The following is a 17,920-nucleotide window of genomic DNA, read 5'->3' on the forward strand; positions in this document are numbered from 1 at the left end:
TGGGAGGTAAGTTTCGGCTTGTGGGACACAGTATGAGCGGTGTCGGCGTTCTCGACAAGGCGGTGGTCATCCTGGCCGCCTGCGTGGACGGCGCCAGCCTGGCCGAACTCGTTGAACGCACCAAGCTGCCCCGAGCCACCGCACATCGGCTGGCCCAGGCCTTGGAGATCCACCGGATGCTGGTGCGCGACACCCAGGGCAGATGGCGGCCCGGCCCTCGGCTGGGCGAGCTGGCCAACGCCGCACCGGACGTTCTGCTGACCGCCGCCGAGCCGTTGCTGGCCGCGCTGCGCGACGCCACCGGTGAGAGCGCGCAGCTCTACCTGCGCCGCGCCGACGAGCGGATCTGCGTGGCGGCGGCCGAGCGCGCCAGCGGCCTACGGGACACTGTCCCGGTCGGCTCGGTGCTGCCGATGACGGCCGGCTCAGCGGCCCAGATCCTGCTCGCCTGGGAGCCGCCGGAGGCGGTGATGCCGCTGCTGCCGCGCAGCAAGTTCACCGGCCGCACCCTCGCCGAGGTACGCCGTCGCGGCTGGGCGCAGAGCGTCGCCGAGCGGGAGGCGGGTGTGGCGAGCGTCTCGGCCCCGATCCGCGACCGCACCGGGAGAGTGATCGCCTCGGTGAGCATCTCCGGCCCGATCGAACGCCTCGGCCGCCGCCCCGGCGAACGCCACGCCATGGCCGTGGTGAGAGCCGGCCAACGCCTATCCGGCCTCTAACCCCACCCCGAGCCCCCCACCCGCACCCCGCGCAACACCCCCAATGTTGCTGCCTCCACCGGAGGCCCCCGCCTCCTCCGGTGATCAAGAGGTTTGCGTCACGACACGCCGAGAGCGCTGACGCAAACCTCTTGATCACCGAGAGCGGGGCTGGAAGGCCGGAGGGGTACGGGAAAGGCTCATCTCGCGGAGCGAGATGAGCCTTTGGTTGTAGCCCCGACCGGATTCGAACCGGCGCTACCGCCTTGAGAGGGCGGCGTCCTGGGCCACTAGACGACGGGGCCAGAACTTCTTCCGTTCACCACCCTCGCGGGCGGTGCGACTGTAGTCTAGCGGCACCGTCCGAGGGTTCGAGCGCGGGGTCCGGGCCTGCCCGGGTCGGCGAAACAGCCGCCCCCGGACAACGAAACAGCCCGCCTCACCAGGTGAGACGGGCTGTGCACGATGTAGCCCCGACCGGATTCGAACCGGCGCTACCGCCTTGAGAGGGCGGCGTCCTGGGCCGCTAGACGACGGGGCCAGAACAACTTTCGCTCCCCCACCTCGGCGGTGGAGGAGCTGCACTCTACCGAAGACCACCCTCCGCCCCCGAAGGGGCGGAGTCGAACTCCGTCAGAATCCAGCGTCTGGAAATTCCCGCGAATTCCAGCAGCGCTGGGGTACCAGGACTCGAACCTAGACTAACTGAACCAGAATCAGTCGGGCTGCCAATTACCCCATACCCCATTGGCCCCTTGCGGCGCCGGGAGTGAACTTTACCCTCCCGGTGCCGACAGGCCAAATCCGATCCCCCCGAACCACCCGTGAGCTGCGGAAACAGGGGCATCAGACGGATCAGGCGACGGGAACCACCGGGTTGGTGAGCTCGCCGATGCCCTCGATCCGCACGGTGACCGTATCCCCCTCGACAAGCGGGCTAACCCCGGCCGGAGTGCCGGTGAGAACCACGTCGCCGGGCAGCAGAGTCATCACGTGCGAGATGTACGACACCAGGCCGGGAACGTCGAAGACCATGTCCTTCGTCCGGCCGAGCTGGCGTACCTCCATCTCCTCCGGGTTGCGACCCACCTCACACCGGATCTCCAGATCGGAGACGTCCAGCCCGGTGGTGATCCACGGGCCGATCGGGCAGAACGAGTCGAAGCCCTTGGCCCGGGTCCACTGCCCGTCGGAGCGCTGAAGGTCCCGGGCGGTGACGTCGTTGGCACAGGTGTAGCCGAAGATGGCGCGTTCGGCGGCGGCCCGGTCGGCGCGGCGCGCCCCGGGGGCCCCGATCACGACCGCGAGCTCCGCCTCGTGCTCGACCTGCTTGGAGAAGATCGGCAGTCGGATGGCGTCCCGGGGGCCGATCACCGAGGTGGACGGCTTGAGGAAGAGCAGTGGCTCCTTGGGCACGTCGTTGCCGAGCTCGGCGGCGTGGTCGGCGTAGTTACGACCGACGCACACGACCTTGCTGGGCAGGATCGGCGACAGCAGCCGAACGTCGGAAAGGGCCCACCGGGCCCCACTGAAGGAGAGTTTGCCGAACGGGTGGCCCTCGATCTCGGCGATGGTCAGGCCCTGCGGCCCGGCCCCCGGTTCGCCTTCGACGGCACCGAACGACATTCCCTTGGCATGGGCGAAACGAGCGATACGCACCCCGCCAATCTAGCCCCGTCGGCACCCCAACCGGCCACGACCGGCGCTCGGGTGTGCGCAACCCGTCAGCGCGCGGCAGCCTATCGGAGCAGGAGGTGACCGGGGCGGGCTTCCCGAATTCGTACCCGCACGGAAGCGACGCGCCCCTACCGTCGGCTCCGGAGGTTCGTTCGTATGCCTGCATCGACACGACACCACAGAGCCCTCGCAGTGTTCGTGCACTGCCTCGGCATCCTCGCCGCCGTGCCGGCCCTGCCGGCGGCGGCTCCGGAGGCGGCGGCCGCGCCACGACCACCGGCGGCCACGCCACAACCGACGGCCAGCGCGCCACGACCGCCGGCGGCCACGCCAGGACCACCGGCTGGCGCGCCACGTCCCACGGACGTCCCGCCACCACCACCGGCGACGGTCGGCCCAGCGGTCACTCGGCCGCCGGTGGCGATGGCCGCCCGGGTGACCGAACCCACGCCGCCCTCGGCGCCACCGGCGATGGCACCACCCACCCGGGCGCCGGCGTCCGCGCCCCCGCAACCGGTCACGGTGGCGGTCGCGACGGAGAGCAGCCCGGCACCGAGGTACCGGATCCAGGTGCGCAACGTGAGCGGCTCGACGCTGGACACCACTGTGCGTCAGGAGTTGCCGCCCGGCTCGACGACGACTGCGATCAGCGGCGGCGGCCGGTCCACCCCGGCCAACGGGTCGGCCACCGAGGTGACGTGGCGGCTGCGGCTGCCCGCGCACAGCACCACCACGTTGGGCACCGCGCTCGCGGCGACCGCACCGGGTCAGCCGCTGACCGCGCCGACCTGCGCGTTCACCAGTGACGGCAGCCGACCGTACGACTGCGCCACTGCCACCTGGCAGGCCGCGGCGGCACCGGCGGCCGAGGTGACCGAGGCACCGGCCTGGCGCCGCTACCCGGTACTCCTCGCCGGCCTGGCGGTTCTGCTGCTGATCAGCGCCGCGGTGTTCTGGGTGTGGCGACGGCGGCGGCGCGGGCGGCGGGTGACGGCTGCCGCGCTCGCCACCGGCGGTGGAGCCGGGGATGGTCGCGGGACGATCTACCCGCGACCGGCAGCCCCGAGTCCGGTGCGGCGTCGGGGTACCCCGCCGGTCTGGATGTTGGTGGGCGCTGCGGTCGTGGTGCTGGCCGGCGTCGTCGGCACCGCGGGTTGGACGGCGACCCGGCAGGTCGCAGCGATCGACACCCAGAAGCAGCCGACCAGCGGCGCGTGGATGGGCACCGGGGTCACCGGGTCGCTGGGTGTGCCGCTGCGCGAGTCGGCGTTCGAGTTCACCGTGTACCGGATGACCTGCGGCGCTCCCGGCACCGCTGGGAAGGCCGACGGTGGCCCTCCCGCGCCGGTGGACGGCCGACGCTGCGAGGCGACAGTGGGTGTGCGCAACGTCACCGCCGACCACCAGCTGTGGCACAGCGAGCTGCAACGGGCGTACCTGCCGGGCGGGCGCTGGGTGAGCACCGACGAGTCGGCCACCCGGATGGCGAACCTGGGTCGGGACGTCTTCGCCAACCCGATGGCGGCGGGTACCCGGATGGTGCTGCCGCTGGTCTTCACCGTCGACGGGCGGGACCCGCCGGAGCAGCTGGAGCTGCGCAGCGGGGTGTTCTCCGCCGGGGTCCGGGTGCACATGCCCTGACCGGTGTTCCGGGCGGCGGTCGTACCCTGGGTGCGTGACCGCCGCCCTCGCCCGCACCGTGCTCGACGCGGCGCAGTGGCAGGCCCGCCGGCGGGCCCACGAGCAGCGGGTGGACGTCTGGCTGACCCCGCACCTGGCCCGGCGACGACGCGGTGAGCGGCATCCGGTGGCCGACTTCCTGTTCACCTACTACTCGCACCGCCCGGCCCAGCTGCGGCGCTGGCATCCGGGGCCCGGGGTCGAGTTGCGCGACGCCGACCCGGCGGAGTTCGGCCGCGACTACCGCGCCAGCACCGCCGGGGTCACCCTCGACACCGACGGGGTACGCGCGCGGCGCGGCGAGTCGATCACCTGGATCCGTTCCCTGTTGACGGCGACGCGTGGGCGGGCGCCGCACTTCGGCTGCTTCGGGATGCACGAGTGGGCGATGGTCTACCGGCAGACCCGGGAGGAGTTACGGCACAACGCCTGGCCGCTGCGGTTGAGCGCGGAGCGCACCGCCGCGGTCGTCGAGGAGCGCGGGGTGCGGTGCAGCCACTTCGACGCGTTCCGGTTCTTCACACCGCCGGCCCGCCCGTTGAATGTGCTCTCCCCGACCCGGGAGACGCAGCACGCGCACGAGCAGCCGGGCTGCCTGCACGCCAACATGGATCTGTACAAGTGGGCGTACAAGTTGTCGCCGTTGGTGCCCTCGGAGTTGGTGGCCGACGCGTTCGACCTGGCTCGGGACATCCGCACGCTGGACATGCGGGCCAGCCCGTACGACCTGGCGGCGCTCGGCTACCCGCCGGTGCGGGTGGAGACCGCGGACGGTCGGGCGGAGTACGCGGCGGCGCAGCGCGCGTTCGCCGAGCGGGCCGCGGTGCTACGCGACCGGCTGCTCACCGCCGTCCCGGCCTGACCCGGCGTCGGCCCGCTCAGGTTGCCGGGCGGGTACGCAGGCCGTCGATGAGCAGCGCCACGACGGCTTCCATGTCGTCGTCGAGGCCGGGATCGTTCCAGTCGGCCCGGTGGGCTGGGTGGTGGAACCGGGCGGTGGCCTGCAACAGGGCCCGGCCGGCCACCGCCGGGTCGGGCACGGCGAATTCACCGGCGGTGACCCCGTCCGCGACGATCAGGCTGAGTTGACCGGCGAGGACCTCCAGGTGGGTGGCGACCGCGCCCTCGGAGAGGGTGGCGAGCTGGTGGAAGTTGTCGAACAGCTCGGGGTCCTCCCGCGCCATCCGGCGTTTGGTGCCGCTCAGCTCCGCCAGCCAGCGGCGCAGCCGTCGTGGGGCCGGGCCGGGCCCGGTGGCCACCTCGATCAGCGGGGTGGACACCCGGGCCAGCCACCGTTCGGCGACCGCGTCGCGCAGCGCCGCCTTGCTGGCGAAGTGCCGGTAGACGCTGCCGTGGCTCACGCCCAGCGCGCGGGCGACGTCCAGCACAGTGGCCTTGGCCGGCCCGTAGCGGCGCAGCACCTCCTCGGCGGTGTCGAGGATGCGGTCGGCCGTCAGGGCGGTGGCGTCGCTCATCGCTCAAGCCTTCCTGACGGCGCGACCGGCCGTGGCGCGACCCCCGGTCGGCGGACGCGCCACGACCGGGTGGTCACGCCCGCTCGCTGTCCAGGTGGGCCATCTGCGCCTCGTCGTAGCGGGCGCCGGCGACCGCGTCGGCCGGGACGGCGGCCTCGATGGCGGCCAGGTCCGCCCCGGTGAGCGTGATCGCCGCGGCTCCCAGTGCCTCGGTGAGGCGGTCGCGGCGGCGGGCGCCGATCAGGGGCACGATGTTCTCGCCCCGGGCGAGCACCCAGGCGATGGCGATCTGCGCCACGGTGACGCCCCGGGTCTCGGCGATGGCGCGCAGCGCCTCCACCAGGGCCAGGTTGCGGCCGAGGTTGTCGCCGGAGAACCGGGGCAGGTGGCTGCGGAAGTCGGTGCCGGCGGTCTCCCGCTGGGCCGTCCAGTGGCCGCTGATGAGCCCGCGGGACAGCACCCCGTAGGCGGTGATCCCGACGCCGAGCTCGCGGGCCGTCGGCAGGATGTCGGTCTCCGGGTTGCGGGAGATCAGCGAGTATTCGATCTGCAGGTCGGTGATCGGGTGCACGGCGTGCGCCCGGCGCAGGGTTTCCGCGCTCACCTCGGACAGACCGATGTGGCGGATGTGGCCGGCCTTGACCAGCTCGGCGAGGGTGCCGACCACGTCCTCCACCGGGACGTCCGGGGAAAGCCGGGCTGGGCGGTAGATGTCCACGTGGTCGGTGCCGAGACGGCGCAGGGTGTACGCCAGGAAGTTCTTGATCGCGGCGGGGCGGACGTCGACGCCGTTCCAACCGCCCTCGATGTCGCGCAGAGCGCCGAACTTCACGCTGATCAGGGCGTTGTCGCGGTTGCGGCCGCGCAACGCGTCGCGCAGCAGCAGCTCGTTGTGCCCCATGCCGTAGAAGTCGCCGGTGTCCAGCAGGGTGATGCCGGCGTCCAGTGCGGCGTGGATGGTGGCGATGCTCTCGGCCTCGTCGGTGGCGCCGTAGAGGTCCGACATGCCCATCAGTCCGAGCCCGAGCGCGGAGACGGTGGGGCCGGTGGTGCCGAGGGTGCGGGTGTTCATGGGGTGTTCCTCTCACCTGGGTGACGCGTTGAGCGTACACCTTTCGGATGACAGATTTCAGATTCTGTCACCAGAGATTCGCAGGAACCCCGACGACGGAGGACTTTTCTGATGGTTTGCTACTCGCCGTCTGTTCGGCGGTCACGCTTGCGCTGGGACTGGCGCTTCTTCTCGGCCAGCCGGCGCTCCTTCGCCCCACGGGACGGGCGGGTCGCTCGACGCGCCGGTGGTGGGGGTGCGGCGGCCTCCCGCAGCAGGGCGGTCATCCGTGCCCGGGCCGCCTCCCGGTTGGCCAGCTGGGCCCGGTGCTCGCTGGCGGCGATCGTCAGCACCCCGTCGACGAGGCGGTTGGCCAGCCGGGCCAGCGCCCGCGACCGCAGCCAGTCGGGCACGGTGGGCGAGTTGGCCAGGTCGTAGCTGAGCTCGACGCGGGAGTCAGCGGTGTTCACGCCCTGCCCGCCCGGCCCAGACGAGCGGGAGAACCGCTCCCGCAGCTCTGCGGCGGGGACGACCCACCGGTCGGTCACCCGCAGTCCGTCGTCCACGCCCCGAGGCTAACCCGCCACGGCCTGCCGGGGGCTATCGGTGCGGAGGCTCGCTCTGGGTCGGGGACTGGCTGGGCGCCGTCCCGGCGGTCTCCTCGTCGGAACCGACCGCCGCGTACGCCACCGCGCCGAAGAGCAGCAGCCCGATCACCGCCGCCTTCACGGCGACCCCACGGATCAGCGCCCAGGCGCCCCTGCGGGCGCCCGGCACCGATTTCTTGACGGTCTGGTAGTCGTTCCACCCGCGTCGTGCCCGGGCGTACGCCGACCCCACTGCACATCCGATGACCAGCCCCACCAGCAGGAGGACCGTGAGAAGAGGACGCTCCACCTCCGCCAGTATCCATACCGACCGTAATATTTCCATGGTCCGATGCCGTCGGGCCGGATATCTGACAGTGGCAGCCCCCGGCAGGGGCGTTCGGGCAGCTCAGCCACCCTTGCCGATGATCGTGTCCGCGGTCTGCTGCACCTGGTCGATCGGGATGGCGAAACCGATGCCGATCGAGCCGTTCCCGTCGATGGTGGCGATGGCGGTGTTCACCCCGACCACCTCACCACGGGCGTTGACCAGTGGCCCACCGGAGTTGCCCGGGTTGATGGACGCATCGGTCTGCACCGCGCTGTGCCGGTTGTTGCCGAGGCGTACCTCGCGGTCCAGGGCGCTGACGATGCCAGCGGTGACCGTCCCCGCCAGCCCGAGCGGCGAACCCACCGCGAGCACCGGCTCACCGACCCGGGTCGCGCCCGGCTTGGCCAGGGGCAACGGGGTGAGACCGGCCGACGCCGGCACCTTCAGCACCGCCAGGTCACTGCGCGGCTCCCGCCCGACCACCTCGGCGGCGAACCGACGCCCGTCGGGCAGCTCCACTGTCACCGGACCGCCACCACCCTTGGCCAGGATGTGGTCGTTGGTGATCAGGTGCTGCTGGTCGTCCACGGCGAAGCCGGAGCCGGTCGCGGACCCGCTGCTCGCGCCGCCGGCCAGCACCGACACCACCCCCGGCACGGTCCGCTCGGCCGCCGTGACCAGCTCGGCCGGCACCGGGGCGGCGGACGCGGCCGCCGGCCCACCAGCCCCGTCCCGGCTCGCCACCACGCCACCGGCGAGAGCACCGGAGACGGCCGAGACCGCCACCACGCCCAGCACGGCGAGCAGCCGCCCGGGCCGCCGTCCGCCCGGGTCGCGCTCGGGCGCGTCCCACCACCCGCGCCCGTCCGGGTCGAGTTCCGGCGAGATGAACCAGGGACCACGCGGTTCGCCCAGTCCGGTCTGCACTGCCATGCGTACTCCTCACTGACGACGTCGGTTGTGCGCAGCGGTCAGGGCAGCCGGGAGAACCAGCGCATCGAGCCGGCGGCGGCACCCATCGCGAACACCAGTCCGAGGCCGATGAACCGGGCCGAGACGTCCTGCCGCTCGGTGCGGTAGCCGACCGAACTGCCGATGTCGTCGTAGACGGCGCGCAGCTCGTCGGAGGTGCTGGCCTCGTGGAACATCCCGCCGGTCTCCTCGGCGACCGCCTTGAGGGTCTGCCCGTCCACCGGCACCTGGATGGGTCGGCCACCCCGGTCGACGAACCCGGACGGTGTGCCGAACGAGATCGAGTGCACCGGCACCTCCGCCGTCACCGCCTCCGCCGCCGCCTCCATCGGGTCCATCCCGGAGGTGTTGGCGCCGTCGGAGAGCAGGATGATCCGGGCCGGTGGCGGCTCCTTCGCGGCTTCGTTGTCCAGGCTCTTGACCGCGCCGAGGGAAGTGTTGATGGCCTCGCCGATCGCGGTGCCCTGCACGCCGGTGATCCCCTCGGCGAGCCGGTCGATCCCCTCTTCGAGGGCGTCCCGGTCGGTGCCCGGTGGCACCAGCACGGCGGCGCTCCCGGCGAACGCGACGAGCCCCACGTTGAACTCGTCGGGCAGGCCCTTGACGAAGCGCCGGGCGGCCTCCTTCGCCGCGGCCAGCCGGTCCGGCTCGACGTCGGTGGCGAGCATCGACGTCGAGACGTCCACCGCCACCATCACCGTGGCCCGTTCCCGGGGCACCCGGACCTCGGCGGTCGGGCGGGCGAAGCCGACCACGAGCAGCGCCAGCATGGCCAGGAAGAGCCCGGCCGGTACGTGCCGACGCCACGCGGGCCGCTGCGGCGCCACCCGGTCCAGCAGCCGCAGGTTGGTGAAGCGGACCGCGTACCGGCTGCGTCGGCGCTGCATCACCAGGTACGCGACGACCAGGGCGAGCACGCCGAGCAGCAGCCAGAGTCGCAGCGGCGACTGCCAGATCACGCGGCACCTCCCCGCGGCTGGCCGGACGGCGCGGCGGCCAGCCGACGCTGGGCGTGCACGTGCCGGACGATGTCGGCGCTCCAGTCCCCGTCGGTGCGCAGCGGCAGGTGGGTGGCACCGCTGCGACGCACCGCCTGACGGACCTGTTCGCGCTGGGCGGCGGCGGCTTCGGCGTACCGCTCGCGCAGCCGGCGGTCCGACGTGGACACCTCGCGGTGCCGGCCGGTCTCCGGGTCGACGAGCGTGATCAGGCCGACGTCCGGCAGTTCCAGCTCCCGCGGGTCGGTCACCTCGATCGCCAGCACCTGGTGCCGGACGGCCAGCCGGCGCATGGTCCGCTCCCAGGGCGCCGCCTCGCCGGGATCGTCGGGCAGACCGTCGAGGAAGTCGGAGACCACCACCACCAGCCCGCGCCGGTTGGCGATCCGGTGCAGCGCGTCGAGGCCGTCCGCCAGGTCGGGCGGTCGGGCCGTGGGGGCACGCCCCGGCCGGTCGGGGGGCGCGGTGACGCGGGGGGCGGCGAGCAACGAGCGGAGCAGCGCGAGCAGATGGGTACGACCACTGCGGGCCGGAAACCGGCGTACCCCGTCGGCGCGCAGCACCTGGGCGCCAAGGCGGTTGCCGACACCCGCGGTCAGGAAGCCGACCGCCGCGACGGCGGCCACCGCCAGTTCCCGTTTGTCCAGCTCGGCGGTGCCGAACTCCATGCTGGCGCTGCCGTCGACGAGCAGCCAGGTGGTCAGTTCCCGGTCGGCGTCGACCTGCCGGACGTGCGGCACAGCCGTGCGGGCCGTCACCGCCCAGTCCATCCGGCGGACCTCGTCCTCGCCCGGCCGGTACTCGCGACTGCCGGCGGGCTCACTGCCCGGACCGGGCAGCAGCCCGCGGTACTGACCGTGCAGCAGGCCGTTCAGCCGACGCGTGACGGTCAGTTCCAGCCGGCGCAGGCGCTGGTCGGGGGCCAGCTCGGCCAGGCCGGGGTCGGCGGGCGCGGCGACGGCGCGTCTCATGCCGCCGCCAGGTCCGGCGCCTGCTGCGGGTGCCCGCTGGCCAGCCGGGGCGGTGGCACCGCCTCGACGAGCCGTCGCACCACGCTTTCGGCCGACACCCCGTCGGCCACCGCGTCGAAGGAGAGCACCAGCCGGTGGGCGAGGACGTCGACGGCCAGCTCACGGATGTCCTCGGGCAGCACGTACTCCCGCCCCCGCAGCAGGGCCTGCGCACGGGCGGCCGCGACGAGGCCCAGGGTGGCTCGCGGACTGGCCCCGTACGCCAGCAGCGGGGCGATCTCCGGCAGCCCGAACCGGCCCGGGTCGCGGGTGGCGAGGATCAGCCGCACCACGTACTCGGCCAACGCGTGGTGGACGAAGACCCGCTCGGCGTGGGCCTGCAGGTCCCGCAGCCGTTGCGCGTCGAGCACCTGGCGCGGGCTCGGCCGGTCGGTGCTCATCCGGTAGAGGATGGCCAGCTCGTCGGCGTCGCTGGGGTAGTCGACCACCACCTTCATCAGGAACCGGTCGCGCTGCGCCTCGGGGAGCTGGTAGACCCCCTCGGACTCGATCGGGTTCTGGGTGGCCAGCACCAGGAACGGCTCCGGGACCGGCCAGCTGCGCCCGCCGATCGAGACCTGCCGTTCGGCCATCGCCTCCAGCAGCGCCGACTGGACCTTGGCGGGGGCCCGGTTGATCTCGTCGGCCAGCACCAGGTTGGCCATGATCGGGCCCAGCTCGATGTCGAAGGTTTCCTTGGACGCCCGGTAGATCCGGGTGCCCACGATGTCGGAGGGCACCAGGTCCGGGGTGAACTGGATCCGGGAGAAGGTGCCGCCGACCACTGTCGCGAGGGTCTGCGCGGCCAGTGTCTTGGCCACGCCGGGCACCCCCTCCAGGAGGCAGTGTCCGTTGGCGACCAGGGCGGTGAGCAGGCGTTCGACGAGGCGATCCTGCCCCACGATCACGCGTTTGACCTCGAAGAGGGTCTGTTCCAGCTCGATGCCGGTCGGCTCCGGATCGACCGGGCTGGGCATGCTGGCCAGGGTGTCCGAGATGTCCGTCACGGTGCTTGCTTCCCGGGCACACGGCCGGCAAACGTCGGATTGTGCGGGCCGGACCGGCCCGCAGTGGCCGGAATCGGGATGAGCCGCGCGGAAGGGTGACGACCATCGCGAGCCCGTCGAGGACGGCCTCAACCGGCCCGATCGGCGGCGGAGGCACCGAAGTCGGCAGGCGACCGGCCAGGGAGCGCCGATCGGCGCGAGCGAGGCCAAAGGACGCAGAGCCTCCAGCGCCCGGCCACGGAGAGTCCGACCGGCGAGCCGGTGAAGGACGCCTGCGTGATCCACTCGCGTTCCCGGAAATCGGGATATCCCGGATCGGCGGACACGCCGACTTCAGGAAACCCGAGTCGATCAATGCCCGGACCGGCTGGCCGAGGCGCATCCGGCGAATCCGCTGAGCGGACAGGGTCCGGCCCCCGACGCCACAGGCGACGGGGGCCGGGTGCCGGTTCGGTCAGGGTGTGTGGGTGAGCAGGGTGAAGCCCAGGTCAGCCGGGGTCCCGGCCGAGTTGCGGGTCTGCACGAAGACCGCGTTGGGCGTGCTCAGCCGCGGAGCCACCGAGATCTCGCCAGCCGGCGGAATGCAGCAGGCGTCGGACCGCGAGATGGTGGCCAGGAAGGCACCGGCCGTGACGGTGTAGCCGAACTGCACCTCGTACTGGCCGGGGCCGTACTTGATGACGGTGCCGGTGCCGCGCGCCTTGGTGCCGTTGGAGTTGACGACGGTGAAGACGTTGGTGGCCACCAGCGTGCTGGCCGCACCCGCCTTCAGCGCGGCCTTGGCCTTGCGGGCCGACTCGGCGGTGACCGGCGGTTGGGCGTTGCTGCCGCGCGCCGCCGGCTGGACGGCCTCCTGCGGCGCCTTCGCCGACGGCTGGGCGATGGCGATGCCCCCGCCGGCCAGGCTGAGGCCCAGGACGGCGAACGTGACCGCCGCCAACTTACGTCGGAAGGATGTACTCATGACAGGTCCCCCTTGTGTGACCGTGCGAATTCGGCCGACCCGCGGGCCGGGACGGATGACTGCCCATAAATAGGAGTACGACGACTGCTGGGCGAGGGAAAGCCAACTCACTGGCACCCTGGTAGATTGATTTCTCGGCAATCTACATCCCATCTGAGCTGCGGATACTACTCAGAGTTGCGTCGTTTGAGCCAGATGGAACGTAGCACCGGAAAAAGCAGACAGTCAATAGTTGATCTCGCTTTTCCGAGGTGTCAACCAGCCGTCAGATAATTGTGAAATGTGAGAGCGTCATCATTCATGAAATGGTTTCTGACGCTCGGCTACGATCATCAGCGTGACCGTCGAGGCTGCACCCGCGCACCGGTTCACCCGGCTTCGCACGGTGCTCTGGTGGCTTGCCGTCGCACCCACAGCGCTCTGGGCGGCCGCCCGGCTGCTCGGCGTGGACCGGGGGCCGTTGGTGCAGGCGCTCGCCTTCACCCCGTACGTCGCGGGCGTCAGCGTGCTGGTCCTGGCCCTCGCGCTCGCCCTACGGCGCTGGTGGCCGGCGGCGCTCGCGGCAGTGGCGGCGGTGGCGCTGCTCGGCACCGTCGCACCGCGGGCGCTGGCCAGCCCGCAGCCGGCGGCGGCCGGGCCGACCGTGCGGCTGCTCACCGCCAACCTGCTCGCCGGCACCGGTGACGCGCGGACGCTCGTGGAGCTGGTCCGGCGACACCAGGTCGACGTGCTCACCGTGCAGGAGTTCACCCCGGACGCGCAGGCCGCCCTGGACCAGCTCGGCCTCGACACGCTGCTGCCGCACCGGCAGCTCAACCCGGAGATCGGCACCGCCGGGTCGGGGCTCTACTCGCGGTGGCCGATCAGCGACGTCGGCGTCCGGCGCAACCTCGAAGGTTGGGGCTTCAGCCAGGCGTACGCGACGGTGTCCGTCCCCGGTGGGCCCCCGGTCCGCGTCGAGTCCGCCCACCCGTCGGCGCCGTACGCCCTGGACCAGGTGGGCGCCTGGCGGGCCGACCTGACCGCCCAACCACCGGCCACTCCGGACGGCGGCCTGCGGATCCTCGCCGGGGATTTCAACGCCACCCTCGACCACAGCCCACTGCGGGCCCTGCTGCGCACCGGTTACGTCGACGCCGCCGACGCCACCGGACAGGGCCTGACCGGCACCTGGGGCCCGTACGACGGCGACCTCATCCCACCCGTCGCCATCGACCACATCCTGGTCGACCACCGGATAGCGGTCCGCTCGGTGCGGGTGCTCGCCCTACCCGGCAGCGACCACCGCCCCGTCCAAGCCACCCTCACCCTCCCCACCCCCTAACCCCCGCCCGCCCGCCCGCCCGCCCGCGATCTTGCGCTTTCTGTCCCGTCATAACGAGCAAAAGCCCTGTATCGACGACACAAAGTGCAAGATCGCGGGTGGGGGTGGGGGTGGGGGTGGGGTGGGGGTGGGGTTAGACGGGGGTGGGGGCGAGGCCGTAGGTCAGGGCGTCGACCAGGGCGTGCCAGCTGGCCTCGACGACGTTCGGGTGGACGCCTACAGTGGTCCAGTCCCGGCCGCTGCTGTCGGAGGTCTCCAGCAGCACCCGGGTCACCGCGCCCGTGCCGTGGCTGCCCTCCAGGATGCGCACCTTGTAGTCGGCCAACTCGAAGTCGCGCAGCTGCGGGTAGTGCCGGGTCAGCCCCACCCGCAGCGCCTCGTCGAGGGCGTTGACCGGGCCGTTGCCCTCGGCGGTGGCGATCACCCGCTCACCGCGAACCCGGATCTTGACGGTGGCCTCGGAGACCACCCCGCCATCCTCGCGGTGCTCGACCAACACCCGGTACGACTCCAGGGTGAACGGTCGGGCCGGGCTTCCCTCGGGCAGCTCGGAGCGGACCAGCAACTCGAAGGACGCGTCGGCCGCCTCGAAGGACCAACCACCCGCTTCCAACTCCTTGACCCGCTTGGTGACCCGGGTCAGGGCGTCCGGGCTGCTGCCCAGGTCCAGGCCCAGCTCGCGGCTCTTCAGCTCGACGCTGGCCCGACCGGCCATCTCGGTGACCAGGATCCGCATGTCGTTGCCCACCACCGACGGGTCCACGTGGTTGTAGAGCAACGGGTCGACCTTGATCGCGCTCGCGTGCAGCCCCGCCTTGTGGGCGAAGGCGGCGGCCCCGGCGTACGCCTGGTGGGTGTCGGGGGCGATGTTGGCGATCTCGGCGATGGCGTGCGAGACCCGCACCATCTGTGCCAGGCAGCCCTCCGGTAGGACGGGCATGCCCAGCTTGAGTTCGAGGTTCGCGACGACCGCGAAGATGTCGGCGTTGCCCGGGCGTTCGCCGTACCCGTTGGCGGTGCCCTGCACGTGGCGGACGCCCGCCTCCACGGCGGCGATCGTGTTGGCCACGGCGCAGGCGGTGTCGTTCTGGGCGTGTATGCCGAACAGCGCGGGGTCGATTCCCAGCCGGTCGGTCAGGTCGCGGATCACGGCGGTCACCTGGGACGGCAGCATGCCGCCGTTGGTGTCGCAGAGCACCATCCGCTCGGCGCCGGCGGCGAGCGCGGTCTGCACCACCGCCGCACCGTACGCGGGGTCGTGCCGGTAGCCGTCGAAGAAGTGTTCGCCGTCGACGAAGACCCGTCGGCCCTCGCGGACGAGGTGGTCGACGGTGTCGTGGATCATCGCCAGGTTCTCCGCGCCGGTGGTCCGCAGCGCGCGCTCGACGTGCCGGGTGTCGGCCTTGGCGACCAGGGCCACCGCCGTCGTCTGCGCGTCCAGCAGGGCGCGCACCTGGGGGTCGTCGGCGACGGAGACGCCGGCCTTGCGGGTGGCGCCGAACGCGACGAGCACGGCGTGCCGCAGATCCAGTTCGGTGCGGGCGCGCCGGAAGAACTCGGTGTCCTTGGGTACCGCGCCCGGCCAGCCGCCCTCGATGAAGCCGACGCCGAACTCGTCGAGCAGCCGGGCCACGGCCAGCTTGTCGACCACCGAGTAGGTGAGCCCCTCGCGCTGGGCGCCGTCGCGCAACGTGGTGTCGAAGACCTGGAACGTCATCAGGATCCTTTCTCGGAGCAACAAAAAGACCTCCCGCGGATGCGGGAGGTCTGCGCGCTCGGCAGAGGGGAGAGCCGGCGCGCTAGGTCGCAATAATCAGGACGGTGCGTGTCACGATGGCTACTCTGCCACCCCGCCCATGGTTTTGGGAGGAACAATCCACATGGCGAGACGATTACTGAGCGTTCGTTCAGCTCGAGCCATCGCCCGTGATCGGCTTCACACGCCACCAGGGCGCCCACCGGCAGGAACAGCGGTGCGGAAGCATCTGGAACTGGCCACGTGCCAGTTGCAAGGAGGACCCGTGCTCACCGTCAGTGACCGCTTACCTGAGCACGGACTCACCGCCTGCGTATCGCTGGGCGCCACCAACGCGTCCAAGACGATCAACCACGCGTCCCACGAGGGCAAGTGGCGTCTGGTCTTCGTCGGGCCGATGGACGAGACCTCCATCAGCCCGACGGAGATCGCCGGGGTGTGACCATGGGCCTGGACGCGCTCACCGCGGCCCTGCCGGCGTACGCCACGGACATCAGGCTCAACCTGGGCTCCACCCTCGGCGCGTCGACGTTGACCCCGACGCAGACCTGGGGCACCGCGCTGGCCTCTGCGGTGGCCGCCCGCAACCCGGTGGTGCTGCGGGAGATCGCGGCCGAGGCGCTCGGACACCTCGGGCCGGAGGGGGTCGAGGCCGCCAAGGGCGCCGCGGCGATCATGGCGATGACCAACATCTACTACCGGGCCAAGCACCTCCTCGACGACGAGCGGTACACCTCGATGCCGGCCCGACTGCGGATGCAGATCGTCGCGCGGCCGGGGGTGGACAAGGGCGACTTCAAGCTCTGGTGCCTCGCCGTGTCGACCATCAACGACTGCGACGTGTGCGTGCGCTCGCACGAGAAGACGCTGCGCGACAAGGGCTTCACCCCGGAACAGGTGCACGAGGCCCTGCGGATCGCCGCCGTGGTGCACGCCGCTGCGGTCACCCTGGACGCCCAAGCCGCGCTGGCCTGAGCTGGTACGCCGTTTCCGGCCCCCGACGGCCGGGTAGCTCCGACGGAGACATGAGTTGCTCGGTGACAGTCAGGAGTGAACGGCATGGACAGGATCGATCCGCACGCCACCCACGCCGGGCCGGACCCGCTACGCGGGGGTGACCAGGGCACGGTGCCCGGCGGCGCGCCGGCCGGCACGTTCGACCCCTGGCGCTACCGCGACCAGGCCGGCGTGGCCGACGTCGACCTGGTCGGCTACAAGGTCGAGGCCACCGACGGTGGAATCGGCAAAATCGACAGCGCCAGTCACGAGGTGGGCGGCAGCTACCTGGTAGTGGACACCGGGCCGTGGATCTTCGGCAAGAAGGTGATGCTTCCGGCCGGCACCGTCAACCAGGTCGACCACGACCAGCGCACCGTCTCCGTCGACCGGACCCGGGACCAGATCAAGGCCGCCCCGGAGTACGACGAGAGCAGCCACAGCGACCCGAGCTACCGGGACCAGCTGGGTGGCTACTACGACGAGACGTACGGCGCGCTGCCGCCCGGCACGGCCCGGTGACTGTCCGACCCGACGGCCGGTGGGGCGATGTCCCACCGGCCGTTACCGTGTGACAGTGGACACCACCGAGGACGACCCCCAGCTCTCGCTCCCCGCCACCTTCAACTTCCGCGACGTCGGTGGCTACGTCGGCCACGACGACCGGACCGTGCGCCGGGGCCGGCTCTACCGCTCCGACTCGCTGCACCGCCTCACCGAGCAGGACCAGGACGCGTTCGCCGCGATCGGGATCCGCACCGTCATCGATCTGCGCCGCCCCACCGAGGTGGAGCGGGACGGTCGGGTGCCGGCGTACCAGGGTCTGACCTACCGGCACATCCACCCGGAGCACGCCGACTGGGCGGGTACGCCGCACGAGGAGGGCGCGAGCCTGGCGCGCTACCTCGCGGACCGGTACGCCGACCTGGCCCAGACCGGCACCGCCGGGCTGGCCGAGGCGGTCGGGTTGATCGCCGACTCCGCCAACGCCCCGGTGGTGGTGCACTGCGTCGCCGGCAAGGACCGCACCGGGATCGTCTGCGCGTTGACCCTGGCCGTGCTCGGCGTCGACGACGCGGACATCAGCGCGGACTACGCGTTGAGCAGCGCGGCGTCGGCCCGCTACAGCGCCTGGCTGGCCTCCGTCACCCCGGACGGTGTTGACGTGCCGGCACCGTTCCTGAGCTCACCCGCCGAGGCCATGCAGATCTTCCTCAACGAGCTGCGCGAGGGGCACGGCTCGGTCGAGGCGTACCTGCGCCACGCCGGGGTGACCGACGAGCAGCTCGCCGCGCTGCGCGACCACCTGCTCGACGAACCCGCCCAGGCCTGGGCCGACGACGACGCGCCGGGCGGCGTCGGGCACGGCTGACTGCGCCGGCCCGTCCGGGTGG

Annotated in this window: 19 protein-coding genes and 3 tRNA genes; 8 read left to right on the forward strand and 14 right to left on the reverse strand. The window is 72.0% G+C overall.

The features are described from left to right. Nucleotides 1–32: 32 nt before the first annotated feature. Nucleotides 33–719 (forward strand): IclR family transcriptional regulator, encoded by a 687-nt coding sequence (locus AB0C03_RS04055; RefSeq protein WP_007456408.1) that lies wholly within the window; start codon nucleotides 33–35, stop codon nucleotides 717–719. A 211-nt stretch (nucleotides 720–930) separates the two neighbouring features. On the opposite strand, the gene AB0C03_RS04060 is transcribed toward AB0C03_RS04055, so the two are convergent. From AB0C03_RS04060 to AB0C03_RS04075, 4 genes are all read right to left on the reverse strand, one after another. Then, nucleotides 931–1,003: transfer RNA gene (locus AB0C03_RS04060), tRNA-Glu, on the reverse strand. A 163-nt stretch (nucleotides 1,004–1,166) separates the two neighbouring features. Then, nucleotides 1,167–1,239, reverse strand: a tRNA-Glu gene (locus tag AB0C03_RS04065). Between the two features lie 134 nt (nucleotides 1,240–1,373). Beyond that, nucleotides 1,374–1,445: transfer RNA gene (locus tag AB0C03_RS04070), tRNA-Gln, on the reverse strand. A 108-nt stretch (nucleotides 1,446–1,553) separates the two neighbouring features. After that, the gene (locus tag AB0C03_RS04075; protein ID WP_081883971.1) at nucleotides 1,554–2,357 is read right to left on the reverse strand and encodes a fumarylacetoacetate hydrolase family protein; all 804 of its coding nucleotides are present in this window, start codon (nucleotides 2,355–2,357) and stop codon (nucleotides 1,554–1,556) included. A 174-nt stretch (nucleotides 2,358–2,531) separates the two neighbouring features. On the opposite strand from AB0C03_RS04075, the gene AB0C03_RS04080 reads away from it, so the two are divergent. Together AB0C03_RS04080 and AB0C03_RS04085 are read left to right on the forward strand one after the other, a co-directional pair. Then, a complete protein-coding gene (locus tag AB0C03_RS04080; protein ID WP_435823354.1) occupies nucleotides 2,532–4,016 on the forward strand; it encodes a hypothetical protein in 1,485 nt (494 codons plus the stop codon). 34 nt (nucleotides 4,017–4,050) lie between these two features. Continuing rightward, nucleotides 4,051–4,917 (forward strand): 3-methyladenine DNA glycosylase, encoded by an 867-nt coding sequence (locus AB0C03_RS04085; protein ID WP_210862652.1) that lies wholly within the window; start codon nucleotides 4,051–4,053, stop codon nucleotides 4,915–4,917. 16 nt (nucleotides 4,918–4,933) lie between these two features. Here AB0C03_RS04085 and AB0C03_RS04090 read toward each other — a convergent pair whose 3' ends face one another. The 9 genes from AB0C03_RS04090 to AB0C03_RS04130 all read right to left on the reverse strand — a co-directional run bounded on the left by AB0C03_RS04090 (nucleotide 4,934) and on the right by AB0C03_RS04130 (nucleotide 12,450). Beyond that, nucleotides 4,934–5,530 (reverse strand): TetR/AcrR family transcriptional regulator, encoded by a 597-nt coding sequence (locus AB0C03_RS04090; protein ID WP_030335344.1) that lies wholly within the window; start codon nucleotides 5,528–5,530, stop codon nucleotides 4,934–4,936. A gap of 73 nt (nucleotides 5,531–5,603) precedes the next feature. Then, nucleotides 5,604–6,602 (reverse strand): aldo/keto reductase, encoded by a 999-nt coding sequence (locus AB0C03_RS04095; RefSeq protein WP_030335346.1) that lies wholly within the window; start codon nucleotides 6,600–6,602, stop codon nucleotides 5,604–5,606. A gap of 119 nt (nucleotides 6,603–6,721) precedes the next feature. Further along, complete coding sequence (gene arfB / locus AB0C03_RS04100) at nucleotides 6,722–7,147, reverse strand: alternative ribosome rescue aminoacyl-tRNA hydrolase ArfB (protein ID WP_030335348.1); 426 nt, start codon at nucleotides 7,145–7,147, stop codon at nucleotides 6,722–6,724. Between the two features lie 34 nt (nucleotides 7,148–7,181). After that, nucleotides 7,182–7,478 carry a hypothetical protein gene (locus AB0C03_RS04105; RefSeq protein ID WP_030335350.1) on the reverse strand — a complete coding sequence of 99 codons (297 nt, stop codon included), beginning with the start codon at nucleotides 7,476–7,478 and terminating at the stop codon, nucleotides 7,182–7,184. 99 nt (nucleotides 7,479–7,577) lie between these two features. Further along, on the reverse strand, nucleotides 7,578–8,432 hold the full coding sequence (locus AB0C03_RS04110; RefSeq protein ID WP_030335352.1) for a S1C family serine protease: 855 nt from the start codon (nucleotides 8,430–8,432) through the stop codon (nucleotides 7,578–7,580). A 38-nt stretch (nucleotides 8,433–8,470) separates the two neighbouring features. Continuing rightward, a complete protein-coding gene (locus AB0C03_RS04115; RefSeq protein ID WP_030335353.1) occupies nucleotides 8,471–9,430 on the reverse strand; it encodes a VWA domain-containing protein in 960 nt (319 codons plus the stop codon). Next, nucleotides 9,427–10,440 carry a DUF58 domain-containing protein gene (locus AB0C03_RS04120; RefSeq protein ID WP_357634074.1) on the reverse strand — a complete coding sequence of 338 codons (1,014 nt, stop codon included), beginning with the start codon at nucleotides 10,438–10,440 and terminating at the stop codon, nucleotides 9,427–9,429. The genes AB0C03_RS04115 and AB0C03_RS04120 overlap by 4 nt, the downstream gene beginning before the upstream one ends. Further along, entirely contained in the window at nucleotides 10,437–11,486 is a 1,050-nt protein-coding gene (locus tag AB0C03_RS04125; protein ID WP_030335357.1) for an AAA family ATPase, read from the reverse strand. The genes AB0C03_RS04120 and AB0C03_RS04125 overlap by 4 nt, the downstream gene beginning before the upstream one ends. 454 nt (nucleotides 11,487–11,940) lie before the next feature. Continuing rightward, the gene (locus AB0C03_RS04130; RefSeq protein WP_030335359.1) at nucleotides 11,941–12,450 is read right to left on the reverse strand and encodes a hypothetical protein; all 510 of its coding nucleotides are present in this window, start codon (nucleotides 12,448–12,450) and stop codon (nucleotides 11,941–11,943) included. A 385-nt stretch (nucleotides 12,451–12,835) separates the two neighbouring features. Between AB0C03_RS04130 and AB0C03_RS04135 the strand changes: the two genes are divergently transcribed. Further along, entirely contained in the window at nucleotides 12,836–13,774 is a 939-nt protein-coding gene (locus AB0C03_RS04135) for an endonuclease/exonuclease/phosphatase family protein (RefSeq protein WP_030335360.1), read from the forward strand. Between the two features lie 133 nt (nucleotides 13,775–13,907). On the opposite strand, the gene cimA is transcribed toward AB0C03_RS04135, so the two are convergent. Then, nucleotides 13,908–15,491 (reverse strand): citramalate synthase, encoded by a 1,584-nt coding sequence (gene cimA / locus AB0C03_RS04140; protein WP_030337249.1) that lies wholly within the window; start codon nucleotides 15,489–15,491, stop codon nucleotides 13,908–13,910. A 304-nt stretch (nucleotides 15,492–15,795) separates the two neighbouring features. On the opposite strand from cimA, the gene AB0C03_RS04145 reads away from it, so the two are divergent. From AB0C03_RS04145 to AB0C03_RS04160, 4 genes are all read left to right on the forward strand, one after another. Next, on the forward strand, nucleotides 15,796–15,972 hold the full coding sequence (locus AB0C03_RS04145; RefSeq protein ID WP_156057951.1) for a thioredoxin domain-containing protein: 177 nt from the start codon (nucleotides 15,796–15,798) through the stop codon (nucleotides 15,970–15,972). Between the two features lie 2 nt (nucleotides 15,973–15,974). Next, complete coding sequence (gene ahpD, locus AB0C03_RS04150) at nucleotides 15,975–16,505, forward strand: alkylhydroperoxidase, AhpD family (RefSeq protein WP_030337247.1); 531 nt, start codon at nucleotides 15,975–15,977, stop codon at nucleotides 16,503–16,505. Nucleotides 16,506–16,589: 84 nt separating this feature from the next. Next, a complete protein-coding gene (locus tag AB0C03_RS04155) occupies nucleotides 16,590–17,048 on the forward strand; it encodes a hypothetical protein (RefSeq protein ID WP_030337245.1) in 459 nt (152 codons plus the stop codon). 55 nt (nucleotides 17,049–17,103) lie between these two features. Further along, entirely contained in the window at nucleotides 17,104–17,898 is a 795-nt protein-coding gene (locus AB0C03_RS04160; RefSeq protein ID WP_051708838.1) for a tyrosine-protein phosphatase, read from the forward strand. The last annotated feature ends 22 nt before the right edge of the window (nucleotides 17,899–17,920 follow it).

It is taken from the genome of Micromonospora parva (assembly GCF_040649675.1).
In the GTDB taxonomy this organism is placed as follows: domain Bacteria; phylum Actinomycetota; class Actinomycetes; order Mycobacteriales; family Micromonosporaceae; genus Micromonospora; species Micromonospora parva.

Coding starts and splice junctions, on each gene's coding strand:
- AB0C03_RS04055 (WP_007456408.1), top strand. CDS start 33: ATGAGCGGTGTCGGCGTTCTCGACAAGGCGGTGGTCATCCTGGCCGCC.
- AB0C03_RS04080 (WP_435823354.1), top strand. CDS start 2,532: ATGCCTGCATCGACACGACACCACAGAGCCCTCGCAGTGTTCGTGCAC.
- AB0C03_RS04090 (WP_030335344.1), bottom strand. CDS start 5,530: ATGAGCGACGCCACCGCCCTGACGGCCGACCGCATCCTCGACACCGCC.
- AB0C03_RS04095 (WP_030335346.1), bottom strand. CDS start 6,602: ATGAACACCCGCACCCTCGGCACCACCGGCCCCACCGTCTCCGCGCTC.
- AB0C03_RS04110 (WP_030335352.1), bottom strand. CDS start 8,432: ATGGCAGTGCAGACCGGACTGGGCGAACCGCGTGGTCCCTGGTTCATC.
- AB0C03_RS04120 (WP_357634074.1), bottom strand. CDS start 10,440: ATGAGACGCGCCGTCGCCGCGCCCGCCGACCCCGGCCTGGCCGAGCTG.
- AB0C03_RS04130 (WP_030335359.1), bottom strand. CDS start 12,450: ATGAGTACATCCTTCCGACGTAAGTTGGCGGCGGTCACGTTCGCCGTC.
- cimA (WP_030337249.1), bottom strand. CDS start 15,491: ATGACGTTCCAGGTCTTCGACACCACGTTGCGCGACGGCGCCCAGCGC.
- ahpD (WP_030337247.1), top strand. CDS start 15,975: ATGGGCCTGGACGCGCTCACCGCGGCCCTGCCGGCGTACGCCACGGAC.
- AB0C03_RS04155 (WP_030337245.1), top strand. CDS start 16,590: ATGGACAGGATCGATCCGCACGCCACCCACGCCGGGCCGGACCCGCTA.